This window comes from Rhodococcus sp. WB1 (genome assembly GCF_001700945.1).
Classification (GTDB): Bacteria; Actinomycetota; Actinomycetes; order Mycobacteriales; family Mycobacteriaceae; genus Rhodococcus; species Rhodococcus aetherivorans.
In genome coordinates, this window is record NZ_CP015529.1 from 4,024,527 (window position 1) to 4,043,154 (window position 18,628).

An 18,628-nucleotide genomic window follows, 5' to 3' on the forward strand; every position below is an offset into this window, starting at 1 on the left:
GTTCAGATGCGCGCGAGAATCGCCGCGGTGTCCACGCCGGTCGGCATGGTCCCCAGGGCGATGCCCCAGTCGTCGCCCAGCCGCGTGGCGCAGAAGGCGTCCGCGACTGCGGGATGCCCGTGGCGCACAAGCTGTGCCCCCTGCAGCACCAGCGCCATCAGCTCCACGATCCGGCGGGCCCGGTATTCGACGTTCTCGAGGTCGGCGAGTTCCTTGCCGACCCGGGCCACGGCGTCGTCGAGCCGGGGGTCGGCGCCCTCGGCGAGGCGCAGCTCGGCGAAGAACGCGTCCACGGTCTCGGGCTGCTTGACCATCGCCCGCAACGCGTCGAGGGCGGCGACGTTGCCGGAGCCCTCCCAGATCGACATGAGCGGTGCCTCGCGGTACAGCCGCGGCATCCCGGATTCCTCGGCGTAGCCGTTGCCGCCGAGGCATTCGAGAGCCTCCGCGGCATGCGCGGGGGCGCGCTTGCACACCCAGTACTTGGTGACCGCGAGGGCGATGCGGCGCAGCGCCGCCTCCTGCGGATCGGTCGACGCGCGGTCCGTCGCGCCGGCGAGCCGCATCATCATGGTCGTCGCGGCCTCCGACTCGACGATCAGGTCGGCGAGCACGTTCCGCATGAGCGGCTGGTCGACGAGCAGGGCGCCGAACGCCTTCCGGTGCCGGGCATGATGCACCGCGCGCAATGTCGCCGCGCGCATCCCGGTCGCCGAGCCGATGACGCAGTCGAGGCGCGTCATGTTCACCATCTCGATGATGGTGTTGACGCCGCGGCCCTCCGCACCGACGAGCCAGCCGGTTGCGCCCTCGTATTCGATCTCGGAGGAGGCGTTGGACTTGTTCCCGAGCTTGTCCTTGAGCCGCTGGATGTGGATGCGGTTGCGGCTGCCGTCGGGAAGCACCCGCGGCAGCAGGAAGCACGAGACGCCGCTCCCGGTCTGCGCCAGGGTGAGGAACAGGTCCGACATCGGGGCGGAGGTGAACCACTTGTGCCCGACGATGCGATAGCTGCCGTCCGCCTGGGGGGTCGCCGTCGTCGTGTTGGCCCGCACGTCCGATCCGCCCTGCTTCTCGGTCATGGACATGCCGGCGATCAGGCCGCGCTTGGTGGACGGTTCGCGTAGCCCGAAGTCGTAGTGCGGGGCGGCGAGCAGCGGCTCGTACGTCGCGGCGAGTTCCGGGTTGTGCCGCAGCGCCGGGATCACGGCGTACGTCATGGAGATCGGGCACATGTGTCCCGCCTCCGCCTGGCCCCACACGTAGAACTTGGCGGCCCGGGCGACGTGCGCACCGGCCCGGGGGTCGCGCCACGGCGCCGCGTGCATGCCGTGCTCGACGGCCACCGTCATGAGGTCGTGCCAGTGCGGATGGAACTCGACCTCGTCGATGCGGTGCCCGTAGCGGTCGTGGGTGCGCAGCACGGGCGGGTACTCGTTGACGAGCCTGCCCCAGTCCTGCGCGCGCACACCGCCGGCGAGCGCGCCGATCTCCCGGACCTCGTCCTCGGCCCAGGCCGCGCCCTCGCGGCGCAGGCCCTCGAGCAGCGCCGGGTCCGCCGCCGCCTGGTAGGGCACCAGATCCGGGACCTGGTTGAACACCTCGTGAGTGGCGGGAAAGTTCACCGGGTGGGGGGCGGGCGAATTCACTGTCGGGCTCCTATTGCGCGTAGGGCGAATGCGACGAGTTCGGGAACGGTGTCGGCGGCGGCCGCACCGGACTGCAGCGGACCGGTGAGGACCTCGCCGACGGCGCCGACGAGGGCGGCGGCGGCGAGGGCCGCGTTCCGGGGGGCGAGATCGCCCGAGTCGATGCCCCGGCGGACGGCCCCTTCGAACGCGGCCGCGAAGGCGCGGCGCAGCACCAGGCGCTCGGCGTCGACGGCCGCGTCGACGGGTTCGGCGAGCAGGGCGTAGGCCAGGGTGGGGTTGCGCATGGCGCGACGGGCGAAGGTCTCGACGACGGCGGCGACCTGCGCGGCGGCGCCGTCCGGCCGTGCCGTCTCGGCGGCGGCGACCACGGCGTCGACCTCCCGCCCGCACAGGCTGCGGAAGATGCGCACCATCAGCTCGGACTTGTCCACGTAGTGCCGGTAGACGCTGCCGGTGGCGACGCCGGCCCGCTCGGCGACGGCCGCGATGGACAGGCCCTGGTAGCCCCGTTCGGACAGCAGGCTCACCGCGGCGTCGGCGATCGCGTCGCGTTGCGCGTCGAGCCGTTGCTGCACGGCGGGGGTCCGGCGGTAGGCCACGAAAGAATTGAACCTCGATTCATAGCTTGGGTCAAGGATCGCGGCTACCGTCGGGGAGGTGAACCGGCTCAGCGTGGTGGACGAGATCTTCCTGCACAGACACCGTGGCCTCGGCATGCCCGTCGCCCTGCAGGGACTGTGGCGCACCGGCGACACCGTCGGCGCCCCCCTGCTGATCTCGCTGCACGACGCGCTCGGCCGCAGCCCCCTCGGCCGGCGCGTCGTGCGCCCGCACGTCCCCGGCGCGCGCCCCCGGCTCGAACCGGGTCACCACAGCTACCCGCTGCGCTACCCGCCCGAGCCGATCCCCGCCGCCGACGTCCTCGCCTGGGCGGACCAGCAGGCGGAGGTGGACGTCAACCCCGAACTCGGACCGGGATGGGCGCTGACCGCCACCCGGGTCGAGGGCGGCGGGACCGTCGTCTCGCTGGTGTGCTCGCACGTGCTCGCCGACGCGCGCGGCCTGATCGACGCCGTCGCCGACGCGCTGGCCGAGCGGATCCGCCCGTCCGACCCGGCGCGCGTCTCCGACGTGCGCGACGCCGCGCGCCTGGTCCGGCGCGTCGCCCGGGGCATGCGCCGGGCCCGCTGGTCCCCCGCCACCGAGAAGCCTCCGCGGCCCCGCCCGATCCGCTCCCCGGCGCGCACGGCACTGCTCGACGTCGATGCGACCGCGTGGGACACCGCGGCGAACGCGGCCGGCGGCACCCCCAACTCCCTCTTCCTCGCGCTCGCCGCGGGCATCGCCCACCGCGCCGGGCTCGACTGGCCGCTGCGGATCGCGGTGCCCGTCGACGGCCGCACCGCCGCCCCCGGCCTCCCCGACGACGGCGCCGGCAACGGAGTGACGATGACCGAGGTGGTGGTCGACGCGTCCGACACCCCGGCCTCGATCCGCCACCGCGCCCGTGCGGCGTACACCCGCCGCCGGGAGGGGGCGCCGCACGGCCTGCCGGACGAGGTGCTGCAACTGCTGCCCGACCGGCTCGCCGCGCGCCTCGCCGCGGGGGCCGGCGAGCGGGACCTGCTGTGCTCCAACATCGGGCCGCTGCCCCCGGTGCTCGACGGATTCGGCCCGCACCGCACCACCGGCGTCGCCACCCGCGCCGTCCACCCGGGCCTCGCGACCGCCCGGGCCTCGACGTCCACCCGGCTCGCCGCGTACCTGTGCCGGCAGGGCGACCGCTACACCCTCGCCCTCGTCGCGCTCGACGACGAGCACTTCCCCACCCGGGCCGCCCTGCGCGCGGACACCGACGCCGAGCTCGCCGCCCACGGGCTGCACGGCCGGCACTGGTAACCGCGGCACCTATGACTCGGCGTCACGTACAGTTCGAGCATGGCGGCTGAGACCCTTGTCACTGTTCCCGACGGCGCCCTGCGCGGCACCCGCATCGGCGACCTCCTCGCCTGGCGCGGCGTCCCCTACGCGGCACCCCCGGTGGGACCGCTGCGGCTGCGCGCCCCGCAGCCGGTGCAACCGTGGACCGGTGAACGCGATGCCACCCGCTTCGGCGCCGCGGCGAGCCAGCATCCGCGCGGCCTGACGATCGGTTTCCGGAAGCAGCAGCCCGCGAGCGAGGACTGCCTGACGCTCAATGTGCTGGCGCCCGCGGCGCCCGCCGCGACGCCGCGGCCGGTGCTGGTGTTCATCCACGGCGGCGCCTACACGCTGGGCACCACGGCGATGCCGCTCTACGGCGGGGAATCGCTGGTGCGCCGCGGTGACGTCATCTACGTGTCGATCAACTACCGGCTCGGCAGCCTCGGCTATCTCGACTTCACCCAGTTCTCCACGGCGGAAAGGCCTTTCGACTCGAACCTGGGGCTGCGCGACCAGGTCGCCGCGCTGGCATGGGTGCGCCGCAACATCGCCGCCTTCGGCGGGGACCCCGACAACATCACGATCTTCGGCGAATCCGCCGGCGGCAACGCCGTCACCACCCTGCTCGCCACACCCGCCGCCGCGGGACTGTTCGCCCGCGCCGTCGCCCAGAGCTCGGCACCGAACCTCGTCGTCGACGCCGACCACGCGGCCGAGTGGGCGCGACGTTTCGTCGAACTGCTCGGCGCAGAACGAGATTCCGCGGTCGCGGCGCTCGAGTCCGCGACCCCGGCGGAGCTCGGCCGCGCCGCCCAGCGGCTCAGCGGGCGCATCCTGCACCAGACGCCCGGCCTGCACGCGTTCGGTCCCGTCATCGACGGCGACTACCTACCCACCGCCCCGATCGAAGCCTACGAAACCGGTGCCGCACATCGGGTTCCGCTGATCATCGGCACCAACGCGCGGGAGGGCACGCTGTTCCCGCGGGTCCTCGACGCGCTGCCCACCAATCAGCTCCGCATCGAGCAGATGTTCGGGCTCACCGATCCCACGGCCCAGGAGCGTGTCGTCGCGGCCTATCCCGGCTACCCGGAGGCCCGCGCGGCCGTCGATCTCGGCGGCGATCTCACGTTCTGGCATCCCTCGATCGAGATCGCCCAGGCCCACGCCCGCCACGCCCCCACCTACAGCTACCGGTTCGACTACGCGCCGCCGCTGCTGCGCTGGACCGGCTTCCACGCCACCCACGCGTTCGAGCTGCTCGCCGTGTTCGGCCAGGCCGACACCGCGCTCGGCCGGGTGGTCACGGTCGCCGGGGGCCGGCGCGCGCTGCGCACGGTGAGCGACACGGTGCAGCGTCAGTGGCTGCACTTCGCGCAGGAGGGCGAGCCGCTGCCGTCGTGGCCGCGCTACGACGAGCGTGACCGCGCCACCGTCATCTTCGACGACCCGACGCGCGTGGAGTACGACCCGTGGCGGGAGCGGCGGCTGGCCTGGGCCGGGTACCGCGGCTACCGCGGTCTCGCGCTGCCGCAGGCGGGAGCGGTCACTTGACCACGGTCAGCAGGAACACGACGTCCTCGAGCGCGGTGACGCTGTGCCGGACGGTGGGCAGCACCAGGTAGTCGCCGGTTGAGCCCTTCCAGGAGTCGTCGCCGGCGATCAGGGACAGCCGCCCGCCGAGCACCTGCAGCGACCCCTCGCCGGGGCCGTCGTGCTCGGCGAGTTCGTGGCCGGCCAGCAGTGCCACCATCGTCTGCCGCAGATGCTTGGCGTGCCCGCCCAAGATCGTCTGCGAGCTGCGGCCGCTGCTCGATGCCGCCGCCAGCTTCAGTTGCTGTCGCGCCAGAGCCGTGAGGGAAAGCTTGTCCATGGCAGCCCTTCCTGGTCGGGGTACGCCCTCGCAGTATGGCCCACCGGGCGCGCCACCGGTCAGGTTCGCGCGTACCGGACGAAGCGGAACCCGATTCCGTCGCCGGATTCCTGCCGCGCGCCGACGTCCACGGCCGTCCACCCGGGACCGATCCGCGGGGCGAAGGCGTCCGCGCCGACCTCGAGGTCCACCTCCGTGACGAGCAGCCGCGTCGCGTGCGGCATGGCCTGCGCGTAGATCTGGCCGCCGCCGATGACGCAGACGTCACCGCCGCCGGCGAGCGCCAGGGCCTCCGGCACGCCGTGGGCCACCTCGGCGCCCGCGTCCGACCAGGCCGGGTCGCGGGTGACGACGATGTTGCGCCGGCCGGGCAGCGGCCGGAACCGCGGCGGCAGCGACTCCCACGTCAACCGGCCCATGATCACCGGTTTACCCGTCGTCGCGGCCCGGAAGTGCGCCATGTCCTCGGGGATGCGCCACGGGATCGCGCCGTTACGGCCGATGCCGCCGTCGCGGTCCTGCGCCCAGATCAGGACGATGTCGCCCGTCTCCGTCATACCGCGACCGGCGCCTTGATCGGCGGGTGGTGCCGGTACCCGGTGATCTGCACGTCCTCGTACTCGTAGTCGAAGATCGACCCGCGCCGGTTCAGCTCCAGGGTGGGATACGGGTAGGGCGCGCGGGAGAGCTGCTCGGTGACCTGCTCGACGTGGTTGTCGTAGATGTGGCAGTCCCCGCCCGTCCACACGAACTCGCCCGGCTCGAGGTCGGTCTGCTGGGCCACCATGTGGGTCAGCAGCGCATAGCTGGCGATGTTGAACGGCACGCCGAGGAACAGGTCGGCGCTGCGCTGGTACAGCTGGCAGCTGAGCTTGCCGTCGGCGACGTGGAACTGGAAGAACGCGTGGCACGGCGCGAGCGCCATCCGGTCGATCTCGCCGACGTTCCACGCGGAGACCACGATGCGCCGCGAGTCGGGGTCGGTTCGGATCGTGTCGATCGCCTTGGTGATCTGATCGATGTGCCCGCCGTCGGGGGCGGGCCAGGAGCGCCACTGCACCCCGTAGACGGGACCGAGCTCGCCGTCGGCGTCGGCCCACTCGTCCCAGATCGTGACGCCGTGCTCCTGCAGCCACTTGACGTTCGAGTCGCCGCGCAGGAACCACAGCAGCTCGTACACGATGGACTTCAGGTGCACCTTCTTGGTGGTGATCAGCGGAAAGCCCTGCGAGAGGTCGAAGCGCATCTGGTGCCCGAACAGGCTGCGCGTCCCGGTGCCCGTGCGGTCGGCCTTGGGCGTGCCGGTGTCGAGCACCAGGCGGAGGAGGTCTTCGTACGGGGTCGGCACGGCAGTCACCACGACAGGCTATCGCCCGTGCGTGGTTGTGGTCGTTGGGGCAGCCCGAAGCACGCACGGGCGATAGCCTGACTCCATGCCCGAGCTGCCCGAGGTGGAGGCCCTGGCGGTGTTCCTGCGCGAGCACGCCGTCGGTGCCGTCGTCGGCCGGATCGACGTGGCGGCGCTCAGCGTCCTGCAGACCGCCGACCCGCCGATCACCGTGCTGCAGGGCCGCGACGTCACCGGCGTGTCCCGCTTCGGAAAGTTCCTGGCCGTCGACTGCGCCGGTCTGTGGCTCGTCACGCACCTGTCGCGGGCGGGGTGGCTGCGCTGGCAGGACAACCCGTCGCCGGCACCGCCGAAGCTGTGCCGGGGGCCGCTCGCGCTGCGGGTACACCTGTTCACCCCCGACGCCGCCACCCCCGCCTTCGACCTCACCGAGGCCGGCACCCGCAAGCGCCTCGCCGTGTGGATCGCCGACCGTCCGCAGCAGGTGCCCGGCATCGCCCGGCTCGGTCCCGACGCCCTGGCCGTCACCGCCGACGAGCTGGCCGCGCGGCTGGCGGGCAGCACCGCACGCCTGAAGACCGCCCTCACCGACCAGCAGGTGCTCGCCGGGATCGGCAACGCCTACTCCGACGAGATCCTGCACGTCGCCCGGCTGTCGCCGTTCGCGCCGGCGGGCCGGCTCACCGACGAGCAGCGGCAGGCGCTGTACGACGCGCTGCGCACGGTGCTCCTCGACGCCGTGAGCCGTTCCGTGGGCCAGGATGCCGCGCGGCTCAAGGGTGAGAAGCGGTCCGGGATGCGGGTACACGCCCGCACGGGCCTGCCGTGCCCGGAGTGCGGCGACACCGTCCGCGAGGTCGCCTACGCCGAACGTTCCTTCCAGTACTGCCCCGCGTGCCAGACCGGCGGGAAGATCCTCGCGGACCGGCGGCTGTCGCGGCTGGTCAAGTGAGTGGTGTCGTTCGGGACCCGCGCAGATCCGGAAGGACACCACGGCGGTAGCGTGCGGCTGTGACGGTTCTCGACGGTCTCCGCGGGGGTGCCCGCACGCTCGACCCCGGCTACTTCGCGCTCGTGATGGCGACCGGCATCGTGTCGATCGGCATGCACCTGCAGGGCCTGGTCACGGTGTCGGCCGCGTTACTGCTGGTGTCCGTCGCCGCCTACGCCGTCCTGCTGGTGTTGACCGGGTGGCGGCTCGTGCGGTTCCGCGGCGAGGTCCGCGCCGACCTCACCGACGCGAGCCGCGCGTTCGGGTTCTTCACGTTCGTCGCGGGTAGCAACGTGCTGGGGATCCGCCTGACCATGGACGGGTGGCATTCGACGGCGGCGGTCCTGCTCGTCGGCGCGGGCGCGACGTGGCTCGTGCTCGGCTACGTGATTCCCTGGACGGCGGTGCTCGGCACCCGCAGACGCCCGGTGATCGCCAAGGCCAACGGCAGCTGGTTCGTGTGGGTGGTCGCGGCCCAGTCGGTCGCGCTCGCCGCAGCCACCCTCGAGCCGATCTACGACGACCTGCGGCGTCCGCTGTCGCTGGTGGCCGTGTTCGCGTGGTCGGTCGGCCTGTTCCTCTACGCCGCGGCGGGCGTGTTCGTCGCGGCCCGGATGATGCAGTATCCGCTCCGGCCGGTGGACCTCACGCCGTCGTACTGGGTGTCGATGGGCGCCGCGGCGATCACCGTGGTGGCCGGCTCACGCATCGTGGCGATGGAGTCGGCCCCGATGGTCGACGCCACCCGTGGACTCGTCGCCGGGCTGGTGGTGGTGTTCTGGGCGTTCGCGACGTGGCTGCTGCCCGCCCTCGTCGCCGCCGGGTGGTGGCGGCACCGCACCCACCGCATCCGGCTGCGCTACGAGCCGGGCCTGTGGTCGGTGGTCTTCCCGCTCGGGATGTACGGCGTCGCCGGGGTCTACCTCGCCGAGGCCGACGAGTTGCCGTGGGTCGGGGTGGTCGGCAGGACGGAACTGTGGGCGGCCGTGACGGTGTGGGCGGCGGTGTTCGCGGCGATGCTCGTGCACCTGTGGCGCACGGTGCTGCGTCCGCGTCCGGCTACCGTGGGCCGGTGACGACCGAGGACCTCGACGACGATTCCGTGCACGGCGTGCTGCACCACCCGGCCGGTGTCCCGTGCGGCGCGGTGGCGCTGACCCACGGGGCCGGCGGCAACTGCGACGCGCCGATCCTGCGGCAGGTGTGCAGCGCGTTCGCCGACGCCGGGTTCCTCGCGTTGCGGTTCGACCTGCCGTTCCGGCGCCGGCGGCCGAAGGGGCCGCCGCAGCCGTCGCGGGCGGCGGAGGACCGGGCCGGGATCGCGGCGGCGGCCGAATCGATGCGGGCCCGCGCGAGCGGCCCGCTGGTACTAGGCGGGGTCTCCTACGGCGGCCGGCAGACATCGATGCTCGCGGCCGAGCGCCCCGACGTCGCGGACGCGCTCGTCCCGCTGTCCTACCCGCTGCACCCGCCGGGCAAGCCCGGGAAGGCCCGCACCGAGCACCTGCCGTCCCTGACGGTGCCGACGGTCTTCGCGCACGGCGACCGGGACCCGTTCGGCACCCTGGACGAACTGCGCGCCGCGCTGACCTTGATTCCGGCGCCCGTCGTGCTGGTCCCGGTGACCGGCGCGGCGCACGACCTCGGCAAGGCGAAGACCGATCCGGCACTGCCGATCGTGCACGCCGTGTCCGGACTGCTCTCGGACACGGCGTCCCGGCCGTGACACCCGGGGCCGCGGGTGTCACGCGTCGGTGGCGTGGGCCCGGCCGGAGGGCGGTGACCGCTGCCCTCGGGCCGGGCCTGGCCTCGTGTAGATCCTCGACGGCGGCGGCCGGGGCGGTCTGTCGCATCCTCCACGAGCCGACCCGCCGTTGTGGCCGGTGTCAGGCCGCCAGTTCGCCCCTCCAACCTCCGACGGGACGCGGAAGCCGGGGCTAGAGTCGATCAAGTCGGACGTGGGAGCAGGGGAGGTGGGCGGTGCCTACGTCTCGGTTGCGGACCAACGCGAGGACCCTGCCGATCATCCTGGCCCTGTCCCTCGCCTTCACGATCACGGTCGTCGACCCGCTGGTGCTGAGCCTGAATCTGCCGCAGGTGAGCCGGGCCCTCGACGTGCCACCGCAGGTCGTCGGATTGCTGGGCGGTATGGCGACGCTGGTGATGGCCGCAGCCGTCCTCGCCGCGGGCAACCTTGGCGACGCGTTCGGGCTTCGACGCTTGCTGAGGTCGGGACTGGTCGTCGTCACGGTCGCCAATCTGCTCTCCATGCTCTCGCCCAACTACGCTTTTCTGCTTGCGATGCGCGTCTTGGACGGATTGGGAATGACGGCGCTGCTCGGAGTGCCGCTGGCCCTGCTCAAGACGTCCGTGACGGACAAGCAGCGGCCGACGGCCATCGGCGTTTTCGTGGCCATCGAGATGGTTCTCTGCGGGGTACTCCCGGCGTTGACGGGCTGGGCGGTGGCGGCCGTCGGCTGGCGAGTTGTGTTCCTGGTCGCACCGCTGCTTGCCATGATCTCGCTTCTGCTGACGGCGAGGTACGTCCCGGAGACGCCCGTTCAGCATCGCGCTCGGCTGGACGTGGCCGGCGTCATCCTGGTCGGTATGGCCCTCCTGGCACTCGTCATCGGACTGGCAGCCGCGCAGAACGGCGTCTTCCGGCCCGAGACATGGCTGCCGCTGGCCGTGAGCGTGGTCGCCGCCGTGCTTTTCGTTCGCCACGAACACCGCACTCCCCAACCGGCACTGGACCTGGCTCTGTTCGGAAACCGGCCCTTCAGCGTGGCTCTGGCGGCGGCCTTTACGCTGAATTTTCTCATGGCAGGGCTCGGCATCGTCCTGGGGCAGTTCGGCAGTGTGGTGCTCGCGCTGTCACCGGAGACCATCGGCCTGTTGTTCCTCCCCGGCACACTGCTGATCGCCGGTTTCGTGGTCTTGTCCGGGAGCCTGGTGGGGAAGTTCTCGCCGAGACCGGTGATGGTCGTCGGCCTCCTGCTCATGGCAGCCGGCGGACTGCTGATGGCGGGCACGGTCAACCCGGCAATGGCGCTGTGGTTGCTCGTGGCGGCCGTATGGCTGTACAACCTGGGCTCGATGGTGACCTCCACATCGGTATCCGAGACGGTGCTCTCCCAGGCGCCGAGCGGGCAGTCCGGAACGGTGGCTTCCGTGCAGTTGGCCTTCGGGATGACCGGCTATGCGTTCGGGCCCACCGTGTACCTGCTGCTTCTCAACGTCTTCTTCCAGCGAGAATGGCTGGCCGACACCGAGGCACGCGGGCTGACGGCGACCCAGGGCGAGCAGGCCGTGGATGCCGCGCGTAGCGCGGTGGCGCAGAGCCCCGGGGGCGCCGGGTACGACCCGAACCTGCTTCGGCAGGTGGGCGGTCTCGATCTCGGAGCGGACTTGGCCGACGCGGTGCGACTCACCATGCTGACTGTCAGCGCCCTGCCGATCGCGGTGGCGGTGGCGGCCTTTGTGCTCATGTCCCGCCGCAAGAGGCCGATCAGGACGGTACGCAGGTGACCACCAGCACGTCCCTACGTGCCGGCTTGCCGCGGTCGATCGCTCGGATCGGCGAAACACCGTGCCGGGTGCAACGGTCGTCGCCCAGGAGGAAGGTGCCGGGTTCGCGCAGGGTCGTCGTCAGAAGGCGATCGCCCTCTGGGCCGAACACCGAACTTTCGCCGCCGACGGCATTGTCGACGCCGATCAACAGGGAACTGACCAGCGTGACACCGTCGCGGTGCACGCCCTCGGGCGTGGGCCGGCCCTCGTCATCCGCCGTTGCGACCACGCGGAACGGATGCACCCAGACCGTCCATTCGGGAGCTTCGTCGAGGACCGGCGCGATCCGGCCCACCAGCTTCACCGTGCGCTCGAACAGCGGATCTTCGAGGAACGCGGCTGTCAGCGGTTCGAAATGGCGGTCTCGTGCGAGGTAGAGAGCGTTGGAGTCGTCAGGCTGTACGAATTCACGGTGCGCCGTCGGCGCCAGCGCGCCGTCGGCCGCCCGGTACCGGAACCGGCCGTAGCGCCGCAGCCGGTGAACGCCCTGTTCTGCCGCGTACGGGTCGGGCGCAAGCTCCTCCCAATGCGCGGAGAACCGAACCCATGCATCGGCGTCGGCACCGATGGATCGCCACAGGTCTGCCGCCGACATCAAGAACGTGCCCACGGAGGCGAGTGCTCGCCGGGCGGCTTCGACCGGATCCGTGCCGGCCTCCGTACCTCCCGCGGCTTCTTCCCTCATCTGCTCAGAGGTAGCAAGGACGGTCCCGACGCGCAACCATCGCCGGTGCAGACGGATGAACGCAGCTGCCCACCGAAAAGGCGCCGAACGAAATCCATTGGGTCGAAGAGCGCGAACGCCACCGTCGGCACGGCGAGTTGCCCCGAAGCGGCCTCCGCCCGCCCGACGCGGCAGGCCCCGGTCAGGGAGTCTGCCGCGCCCGGCGTAACCGGTCGAGATCGTCCTGCACCCGTGCGCTCACGGCCACCGGATACGGCGCTCCCGCCTCGTCGAGGGAACGAAGCGCCTGCGGAAGAGCGTCGATCTGCTGCCGTGCACGCCGTCGCGCCGCGTCGAGTCCGGCGTCGTACTGCGACAGCCGCCGCCCGCCCCGCATCACGGGCACCAGCAGCGGCTCACCCGGGAGGTTCTCGTCGGGCCGGCCGATGATGTCGCCTGCGAAGACGCCGTCGTCGACCCGGCGGTACACCTGCTTGCGCCCGGGAGGGAGGACCTTGCCGCTCGACAGCTTCGTCCGCCCGACGCCGGCGTACTCGACGAGCTTGTACGCCATGTCGAGCGTGGGCGCGTCCTGGGCGACGGAGAGCTGGGTGCCCACCCCGAAGCCGTCGATGGGACAGCCGTCGGCCAGCAGTGCCGCCACGCTGTACTCGTCGAGGCCCGACGAGGCGAAGATCCGGACGTCGTGCAGACCCGCCGCGTCGAGCCGGGCGCGCGCCGCCTTCGACAGCGCCCCGAGATCCCCGGAATCCAGCCGGACCGCCCGCACGTCGAACCGGTCGCCCAGTCGCTCCGCCAGTTCGACGACCAGGTCGACGCCGCGGAGTGTGTCGTAGGTGTCGACGAGCAACGTCGTGCCGGGGTTGAGCCGGGCGAACGCCTCGAAGGCGTCGAACTCGTCGTCGAACGCCTGGACGAAGCTGTGGGCCATCGTGCCGAACGCGGGTATTCCGTATTCCTTGGCCGCGCGCAGGTTGGAGGTTCCCGCCGCACCCGCGAGGTAGCTGGTCCGGGCGACCTCGAGGGCGGCGTCGGTGCCGTGGGCCCGGCGCGCCCCGAAATCCACCACCAGCCGCCCGCGGGCGGCCTCGACCACCCGCGCGGCCTTGCTCGCGAGGACACACTGCAGGTGGATCCGGTTCAGAACGAAGGTCTCGACGAGCTGCGCCTCCAGGATCGGCGCGACGACCTGGACGATCGGCTCGTTCGGAAAGACGACGGTGCCCTCCGGCACGGCCCACACGTCGCCGGTGAAACGCACCCCGGCGAGCCGCTCGAGGAACTCGTCGGAGAACAGGCCGAGGCCGCGCAGGTACTGCAGGTCGTCCTCCTCGAACCGGAACGCCTCGAGGAAATCGAGCACGTCGGGCAGGCCGGCGGCCAGCACATAGGACCGCCCCGGCGGAAGCTTGCGGAAGAACGTCTCGAACACGGCCGTGTCCGACATTCCCAGAGCCAGATAGGCCTGCGCCATCGTGACCTCGTACAGGTCGGTGAACAGCGCGGCACCGCGCGGCGGAACTCCCATGGCAGCCGTCACCCGTCTCCGTCGAACCCGGCCCGTCCGGGCCCGTTCTCCATATGCGGATTCTCACACGCCGGCGACGGGCTGCGGCCGTGTTGCCCCCTTTTGCCGCGGTGCACGGACCGGCACGCAGGGCCGCGCGAGGAGTGCACCTATGCTGACGGGTGTGAGCGCTCCCGGTGACAACGGCACGATCGACGACACCGCCGACATCGACGGACTGCTCGCCGAGATCCGTGAACGGCTCACCGACACCGTTACCACCCCGGCGAGCATGCAGAGCCTGCTCGAGGCGGTGCTCGTCGTCGGGTCGGGCCTCGAACTCGACTCCATGCTGCAGCGCATCGTCTCCGCGGCCGTCGCGCTGCTCGGCGCCCGCTACGGTGCGCTCGGCGTGCGGGCGCCCGACGGCGGGCTGTCGGAGTTCGTGTACGTCGGCATCGACCCGGCCGAGCGCAGCCGCATGGGGCACCTGCCCGAGGGCCGGGGCCTGCTCGGCCTGCTCATCAACGACCCGCGGCCGGTGCGGATCGCGGACCTGTCGGAGCATCCCGCCTCGATCGGCTTCCCACCCGGCCACCCACCGATGAAGAGCTTCCTCGGCACGCCGATCATGGTGCGCGGCAGGGTTTTCGGGAGCATCTATCTCACCGAGAAGATCGACGGTCCCGCCTTCACCGAAGAGGACGAGGTGATCCTGAAGGTCCTCGCCACCTCCGCGGGCGTCGCGATCGACAACGCCCGCCTGTTCGAGGGGTCCCTCACCCGCGAACGCTGGCTCGAGGCGGTGGCCGCGATCAACTCACGGTTGCTGGTGGGCGGTTCCGTCGACGAGACCCTGGCGCTCCTGGTCGACCGGGTCCGGGACCTCGCCCACACCGTGGGCACCTACGTCCTGCTGGTCGACGGCACCGAGGGGACCGTCCGGGCCGCCGCCGCGCCCGGCCCGCCGGCGACGGGCTCGCGTCTCGACCTCACCGATTCTCCTGTGCTGCAGGCGATCCGCACCAGGCGCACACTGATCACCGACAACCTCGAGGGGCTTCCGGCAGCCGGCGCGGGCCGCGCCGCGATCCTGCCGCTGTCCGCCACGTCGGGGGTCACCGGCGTACTGATCGCCACCCGGTCGGCCCGTTCCGATGCGTGGGACGACGCGGAGGTGACGCGCCTTAAGTCCATGGCCGACCTGGTCACGGTGGCACTCGAATTCGCGGCGCAACAACGCAAGAAGCGGCTGCTCGACGTGCTCGCCGACCGGGACCGGATCGCACAGGATCTGCACGACAACGTGATCCAGCGCCTCTTCGCCACCGGGATGAGCCTGCAGAGCACCCTGGTGCCCGGCACCGATCCGGACCGGGTCGCGGACATCGTCCAGCACGCCGTCGAGCAGCTCGACCGTACGGTCCGCGAGATCCGCACCACCATCTTCGATCTGCACACCACCGGCGCCGCGGCGTCGACCAGCCTGCGGCGGCGGCTGCTGGATGTGGTCGGCGACCTGACCACTCAGTCCCCCGTGGCGCCGAACGTCCAATTCGCCGGCGCCATCGACACTCTCGTACCCGCACGCATCCATCCGCATGCCGAGGCGGTGCTGCGGGAGGGACTGAGCAACGCGCTGCGCCACTCGCAGTCGGAGAAGATCTCCGTATCCGTCACCGCGGGCGACGAGTTCACGATCGAGATCGTCGACGACGGCATCGGACTGCCGGACACCCCGCGCCGCAGCGGCCTCGCGAACCTCGAGCGGCGCGCCCAGCAGTGCGGCGGACGCTGCAGCACCGGACCCGGCGAGAGGGGCGGGACGCGCGTGCTGTGGCAGGTCCCCCTGTGACCCGGGGTCCCCGTCAGACCTCGCGCTGCTTGCGCAGCTCGGTGGCGAGCACCGCGGCCTGCGTGCGGCGCTGCATCCCGAGCTTGGCCAGCAGCCGCGAGACGTAGTTCTTGATCGTCTTCTCCGCCAGGAACAGCCGCTCGGCGATCTCGCGGTTGGTCAGGCCCTCCCCGATCAGCTCGAACACGGCCCGCTCCTGCTCCGACAGCTCGGCGAGCGGGTCCGCCGTGCGGGACGCGCGGATGCGTTCCATGAGCGCGGCCGTCGCCCGGCTGTCGAGCAGCGAGCCGCCGGCCGCGACGGTCCGGATCGCCGAGACCAGGTCGGTGCCGAGGATCTGCTTGAGGACGAATCCGGACGCGCCCGCCATGATCGCGTCGAACAGGGCCTCGTCGTCGGCATAGGAGGTGAGCATGAGCGCCCGCAGCTCCGGCATGCGGGCCCGCAGCTCGCGGCACAGTTCGACGCCGTTGCCGTCGGGCAGGCGCACGTCGAGCACCGCCACTTCGGCTCCGCTGCCCGGGATGCGGGCCAGCGCCTCACCGACCGACGCGGCCTCCCCGACAACCGTGAAGTCGGGCACGCTGTCGAGCAGGTCGACCAACCCGCGCCGCACGATCTCATGGTCGTCGACGAGAAATACCCGAGGCATCGTCCCTCACCTTTCCTGACACCGGCATTGCGGTGACCATCGTCTCAGCTCGCTCGCGCGCCGCCGACCCCGGGCCGTTCGACGGCAGTTTCGGGACCTTCGGCACATGCGCCCGGTGCAGCCCGCGGGCGATGCTCGGACAGTCATCCTCGATGAGCCGTGCGAGGTGACCGACCAGGACGAGGAGGCTGCGATGTCCACGGTGCCCGACACCTGGTCCACGAGCGACACCGAGGTGATCGCGCGTGCCGTGATCGAGGCCCCCTCGATCCACGACACTCAGCCGTGGAACCTGCGCCTCCCGGCCCGCACGGCCGAACTCGAGGAGCGGGTCGAGTTCGCCGCCCCCGGCCAGGACCCCCTGCGCCCGGATCGGCTGATCTCGTGCGGAGCCGCCGTCGCCAACCTCGAACTCGGCATCCGGGTGCTCGGCTGGAGCACCCGGACCCTGCTGCTGCCCGAGCCGGAGCGGCCCGAGCTGATCGCACGGATCGAGGCAGCGGCGCCGGCCACTCCTTCGAGCACCGACCTGGGGTTCTTCGCCGCCATCTCGCACCGGCGCAGCCACCGCGAGTCGTTCGCCCGGATCCCGGTGCCGGCGACCACCATCGCCGACGTGATGGCCGCCGCCGACCTCCCCGGGGTCGAGGTTCGCCTGCTGGCGTCGGACGAGGCCCCGGCGCTCGCCGACATGCTCACCTACTCGGCCGACGCGATGCGCCGCAATCCGTACTACCAGCGCGAGATGTTCCGGTGGACGTCGCACTGGCACCCCGAGGGCAACGCCGAGGTGGTGACCGACTGGGGCGCCGATCTCGACGCCGGCGGACCCGCCGGGCGCGCGCTGATCACCACCGGTGTGCCGGACACCGCCGAACTCGCGGCGGCCATCGACCGGGAGACCGTGCTGGTGTTCTCGGTGCACTCCGGCGATCCGATCGACCTGGTCCGGGTGGGCATCGCGTCCGAGCGGGCGTGGCTGGCGGCGGTCGACGCCCGGTTGTCGGCGTCCGTACTCACCTATCCACTGCGCGTGGAGGATTCGGCTGACCGGCTCGCCGAGCGGATGGACATCGACGGCCTGCCGCAACTGATCATGCGCATCGGGTTCTGACCCGACCGAACCGACCGCCGGGCGCCGCAGGGGGGCGCCCGGGGTCCCACCAGAGAGGGAATACATCACTGTGACCAGGGAACTCACGGATCTCGAACTGCTCCGAGAGCTCGAGCCGATCGCCGAGGACAACGTCCACCGCCACCTGGCGATGGCGAAGGACTGGCATCCGCACGACTACGTTCCGTGGGACGCGGGCCGCAACTTCGCCGCCCTCGGCGGCATCGACTGGGACCCCGACCAGTCCGCGCTGTCCGAAACCGCGCAGGCAGCGATGATCACCAATCTGCTCACCGAGGACAACCTGCCCTCCTACCACCGCGAGATCGCCGAACACTTCAGCCTCGACGGCGCCTGGGGCACGTGGGTGGGCCGCTGGACGGCCGAGGAGAACAAGCACTCCGTCGTCATGCGGGACTACCTGGTGGTCACCCGCGGTGTGGACCCCGTCGCGCTCGAGAACGCACGCATGGCGCACATGACCACCGGATTCGACCCGGGCTCGACGTCGATGCTCGAGTCCGTGTCGTACGTGACCTTCCAGGAACTGGCGACCCGGGTCTCGCACCGCAACACCGGTAAGGCCTGCGGGGATCCGATCGCGGACCGCATGCTCGCCCGCGTCGCCGCGGACGAGAACCTGCACATGATGTTCTATCGCAACATCGTCGAGGGCGCCCTCGACATCGCCCCCGACCAGGCGCTCGCCGCGATCATGAGCGTGCTGACCCGCTTTCGGATGCCGGGCGCGTCGATGGCGAACTTCCGGCGCAACGCCGTGCTGATCGCCAAGGGCGGCATCTACGACCTGCGGCAGCATCTCGACGACGTGGTGCTGCCGGTGCTCCGCAAGTGGCGCGTGTTCGACCGCACCGACTTCGGCAGCCGCGGCGAACAGCTGCGCGAGGACCTCGACGCCTTCCTCACCGACCTGCAGACGAAGGCCGAGCGGTTCGAGGAGGCCCGGGACCGGGCGCTGGCCCGTCAGTCCCGGCGCGACGAACACGCAGGGGCGAGCGCATGACCAGCGTGCGCGAGCCCGGATCCCGGGAGGACCGCGACACCGGGTCGGCAGAGCTGTTCGGCTCGGTGCTCGACATGGCCCGCGCCGCGAAACGCGGCGACGTGTCCGGATGGCTCACCGTCAAGAGCGGCACGCACCGCCCGGAGGACGTCGCCTTCCTCAGTTCGCAGATGCTCGGCGTGCTGATCGAGAACGACGCCGTCCGTCGCGGGGTGCATCCCGCCGACGTGTGGAGCGAGCTGCGCCGGCGCGGCCTCGACGACTTCGGCTGACCACGCGGCGACCCGGAACCACCCGGCGACGATGCCCGGCACCCGCTCAGGGTGCCGGGCATCGAGCGTCCGGGTACGTTCCCGGCGGTCGCGCGCTGCGGCGCTTCCCGCGCGCGTAGGGACGCGCGCGGGAAGCACCCTGCCGCGCCACCACATGCGGCG

18 protein-coding genes are annotated in these 18,628 nt (G+C 71.7%); 10 read left to right on the forward strand and 8 right to left on the reverse strand.

The genetic code is table 11. The annotated features are described in order from the left end of the window. Positions 1-2 precede the first annotated feature (2 nt). Both A4U64_RS17810 and A4U64_RS17815 read right to left on the reverse strand, forming a co-directional pair. Complete coding sequence (locus A4U64_RS17810) at positions 3-1,625, reverse strand: acyl-CoA dehydrogenase family protein (protein ID WP_044475732.1); 1,623 nt, start codon at positions 1,623-1,625, stop codon at positions 3-5. A gap of 20 nt (positions 1,626-1,645) precedes the next feature. Then, complete coding sequence (locus A4U64_RS17815; RefSeq protein ID WP_029541968.1) at positions 1,646-2,251, reverse strand: TetR/AcrR family transcriptional regulator; 606 nt, start codon at positions 2,249-2,251, stop codon at positions 1,646-1,648. A gap of 58 nt (positions 2,252-2,309) precedes the next feature. Here A4U64_RS17815 and A4U64_RS17820 point away from each other — a divergent pair, with 58 nt between their 5' ends. Both A4U64_RS17820 and A4U64_RS17825 read left to right on the forward strand, forming a co-directional pair. Then, entirely contained in the window at positions 2,310-3,551 is a 1,242-nt protein-coding gene (locus A4U64_RS17820) for a hypothetical protein (RefSeq protein ID WP_050034745.1), read from the forward strand. A 39-nt stretch (positions 3,552-3,590) separates the two neighbouring features. Continuing rightward, the gene (locus tag A4U64_RS17825; protein ID WP_065922910.1) at positions 3,591-5,129 is read left to right on the forward strand and encodes a carboxylesterase/lipase family protein; all 1,539 of its coding nucleotides are present in this window, start codon (positions 3,591-3,593) and stop codon (positions 5,127-5,129) included. Here the strand turns inward: A4U64_RS17825 and A4U64_RS17830 are convergent. The 3 genes from A4U64_RS17830 to A4U64_RS17840 are packed head-to-tail and all read right to left on the reverse strand — an operon-like array spanning position 5,122 to position 6,796. Further along, positions 5,122-5,448 (reverse strand): cupin domain-containing protein, encoded by a 327-nt coding sequence (locus tag A4U64_RS17830; RefSeq protein WP_006933250.1) that lies wholly within the window; start codon positions 5,446-5,448, stop codon positions 5,122-5,124. The two genes, A4U64_RS17825 and A4U64_RS17830, sit on opposite strands and share 8 nt — an antisense overlap. Positions 5,449-5,507: 59 nt before the next feature. Continuing rightward, positions 5,508-6,005, reverse strand: coding sequence for a dihydrofolate reductase (locus tag A4U64_RS17835; protein WP_050034744.1), 498 nt, complete (start codon positions 6,003-6,005; stop codon positions 5,508-5,510). Then, positions 6,002-6,796, reverse strand: coding sequence for a thymidylate synthase (locus A4U64_RS17840; protein ID WP_006933254.1), 795 nt, complete (start codon positions 6,794-6,796; stop codon positions 6,002-6,004). The genes A4U64_RS17835 and A4U64_RS17840 overlap by 4 nt, the downstream gene beginning before the upstream one ends. Before the next feature lie 85 nt (positions 6,797-6,881). Here A4U64_RS17840 and A4U64_RS17845 point away from each other — a divergent pair, with 85 nt between their 5' ends. The 4 genes from A4U64_RS17845 (at position 6,882) to A4U64_RS17860 (ending at position 11,315) form a co-directional block, all read left to right on the forward strand. Beyond that, positions 6,882-7,748, forward strand: coding sequence for an Fpg/Nei family DNA glycosylase (locus tag A4U64_RS17845; RefSeq protein WP_065922911.1), 867 nt, complete (start codon positions 6,882-6,884; stop codon positions 7,746-7,748). A 59-nt stretch (positions 7,749-7,807) separates the two neighbouring features. Beyond that, on the forward strand, positions 7,808-8,863 hold the full coding sequence (locus tag A4U64_RS17850) for a tellurite resistance/C4-dicarboxylate transporter family protein (protein WP_065922912.1): 1,056 nt from the start codon (positions 7,808-7,810) through the stop codon (positions 8,861-8,863). Beyond that, positions 8,860-9,513: an alpha/beta hydrolase family protein gene (locus A4U64_RS17855; RefSeq protein WP_231771911.1), complete on the forward strand. Its 654-nt coding sequence runs from the start codon at positions 8,860-8,862 to the stop codon at positions 9,511-9,513. Before A4U64_RS17850 ends, A4U64_RS17855 begins: the two co-directional genes overlap by 4 nt. A 269-nt stretch (positions 9,514-9,782) precedes the next feature. Next, positions 9,783-11,315, forward strand: a complete 1,533-nt coding sequence (locus A4U64_RS17860) for an MFS transporter (protein WP_065923522.1) — start codon at positions 9,783-9,785, stop codon at positions 11,313-11,315. Here the strand turns inward: A4U64_RS17860 and A4U64_RS17865 are convergent. Together A4U64_RS17865 and A4U64_RS17870 are read right to left on the reverse strand one after the other, a co-directional pair. Further along, positions 11,296-12,042, reverse strand: coding sequence for a 2OG-Fe dioxygenase family protein (locus A4U64_RS17865; protein WP_065922914.1), 747 nt, complete (start codon positions 12,040-12,042; stop codon positions 11,296-11,298). The two genes, A4U64_RS17860 and A4U64_RS17865, sit on opposite strands and share 20 nt — an antisense overlap. Before the next feature lie 181 nt (positions 12,043-12,223). After that, a complete protein-coding gene (locus A4U64_RS17870) occupies positions 12,224-13,570 on the reverse strand; it encodes a nicotinate phosphoribosyltransferase (RefSeq protein ID WP_065922915.1) in 1,347 nt (448 codons plus the stop codon). Positions 13,571-13,721: 151 nt separating this feature from the next. On the opposite strand from A4U64_RS17870, the gene A4U64_RS17875 reads away from it, so the two are divergent. After that, positions 13,722-15,404, forward strand: coding sequence for a sensor histidine kinase (locus A4U64_RS17875; RefSeq protein WP_065922916.1), 1,683 nt, complete (start codon positions 13,722-13,724; stop codon positions 15,402-15,404). A 13-nt stretch (positions 15,405-15,417) separates the two neighbouring features. Here the strand turns inward: A4U64_RS17875 and A4U64_RS17880 are convergent, their stop codons facing one another. Beyond that, positions 15,418-16,056 carry a response regulator gene (locus A4U64_RS17880; RefSeq protein WP_029541947.1) on the reverse strand — a complete coding sequence of 213 codons (639 nt, stop codon included), beginning with the start codon at positions 16,054-16,056 and terminating at the stop codon, positions 15,418-15,420. 193 nt (positions 16,057-16,249) lie between these two features. Between A4U64_RS17880 and A4U64_RS17885 the strand changes: the two genes are divergently transcribed. The 3 genes from A4U64_RS17885 (at position 16,250) to A4U64_RS17895 (ending at position 18,466) form a co-directional block, all read left to right on the forward strand. After that, a complete protein-coding gene (locus A4U64_RS17885; RefSeq protein WP_029541945.1) occupies positions 16,250-17,170 on the forward strand; it encodes a nitroreductase family protein in 921 nt (306 codons plus the stop codon). A 70-nt stretch (positions 17,171-17,240) separates the two neighbouring features. Next, positions 17,241-18,194: an acyl-ACP desaturase gene (locus tag A4U64_RS17890; RefSeq protein WP_065922917.1), complete on the forward strand. Its 954-nt coding sequence runs from the start codon at positions 17,241-17,243 to the stop codon at positions 18,192-18,194. Continuing rightward, complete coding sequence (locus A4U64_RS17895) at positions 18,191-18,466, forward strand: hypothetical protein (RefSeq protein WP_006933270.1); 276 nt, start codon at positions 18,191-18,193, stop codon at positions 18,464-18,466. The genes A4U64_RS17890 and A4U64_RS17895 overlap by 4 nt, the downstream gene beginning before the upstream one ends. The last annotated feature ends 162 nt before the right edge of the window (positions 18,467-18,628 follow it).

Excerpts from the sequence above, each read along its gene's own strand:
- A4U64_RS17895 (WP_006933270.1), top strand. The coding sequence starts at position 18,191 with ATGACCAGCGTGCGCGAGCCCGGATCCCGGGAGGACCGCGACACCGGG.
- A4U64_RS17835 (WP_050034744.1), bottom strand. The coding sequence starts at position 6,005 with ATGACGGAGACGGGCGACATCGTCCTGATCTGGGCGCAGGACCGCGAC.
- A4U64_RS17880 (WP_029541947.1), bottom strand. The coding sequence starts at position 16,056 with ATGCCTCGGGTATTTCTCGTCGACGACCATGAGATCGTGCGGCGCGGG.
- A4U64_RS17885 (WP_029541945.1), top strand. The coding sequence starts at position 16,250 with ATGTCCACGGTGCCCGACACCTGGTCCACGAGCGACACCGAGGTGATC.
- A4U64_RS17870 (WP_065922915.1), bottom strand. The coding sequence starts at position 13,570 with ATGGGAGTTCCGCCGCGCGGTGCCGCGCTGTTCACCGACCTGTACGAG.
- A4U64_RS17865 (WP_065922914.1), bottom strand. The coding sequence starts at position 12,042 with ATGAGGGAAGAAGCCGCGGGAGGTACGGAGGCCGGCACGGATCCGGTC.
- A4U64_RS17830 (WP_006933250.1), bottom strand. The coding sequence starts at position 5,448 with ATGGACAAGCTTTCCCTCACGGCTCTGGCGCGACAGCAACTGAAGCTG.
- A4U64_RS17825 (WP_065922910.1), top strand. The coding sequence starts at position 3,591 with ATGGCGGCTGAGACCCTTGTCACTGTTCCCGACGGCGCCCTGCGCGGC.
- A4U64_RS17875 (WP_065922916.1), top strand. The coding sequence starts at position 13,722 with ATGCTGACGGGTGTGAGCGCTCCCGGTGACAACGGCACGATCGACGAC.
- A4U64_RS17845 (WP_065922911.1), top strand. The coding sequence starts at position 6,882 with ATGCCCGAGCTGCCCGAGGTGGAGGCCCTGGCGGTGTTCCTGCGCGAG.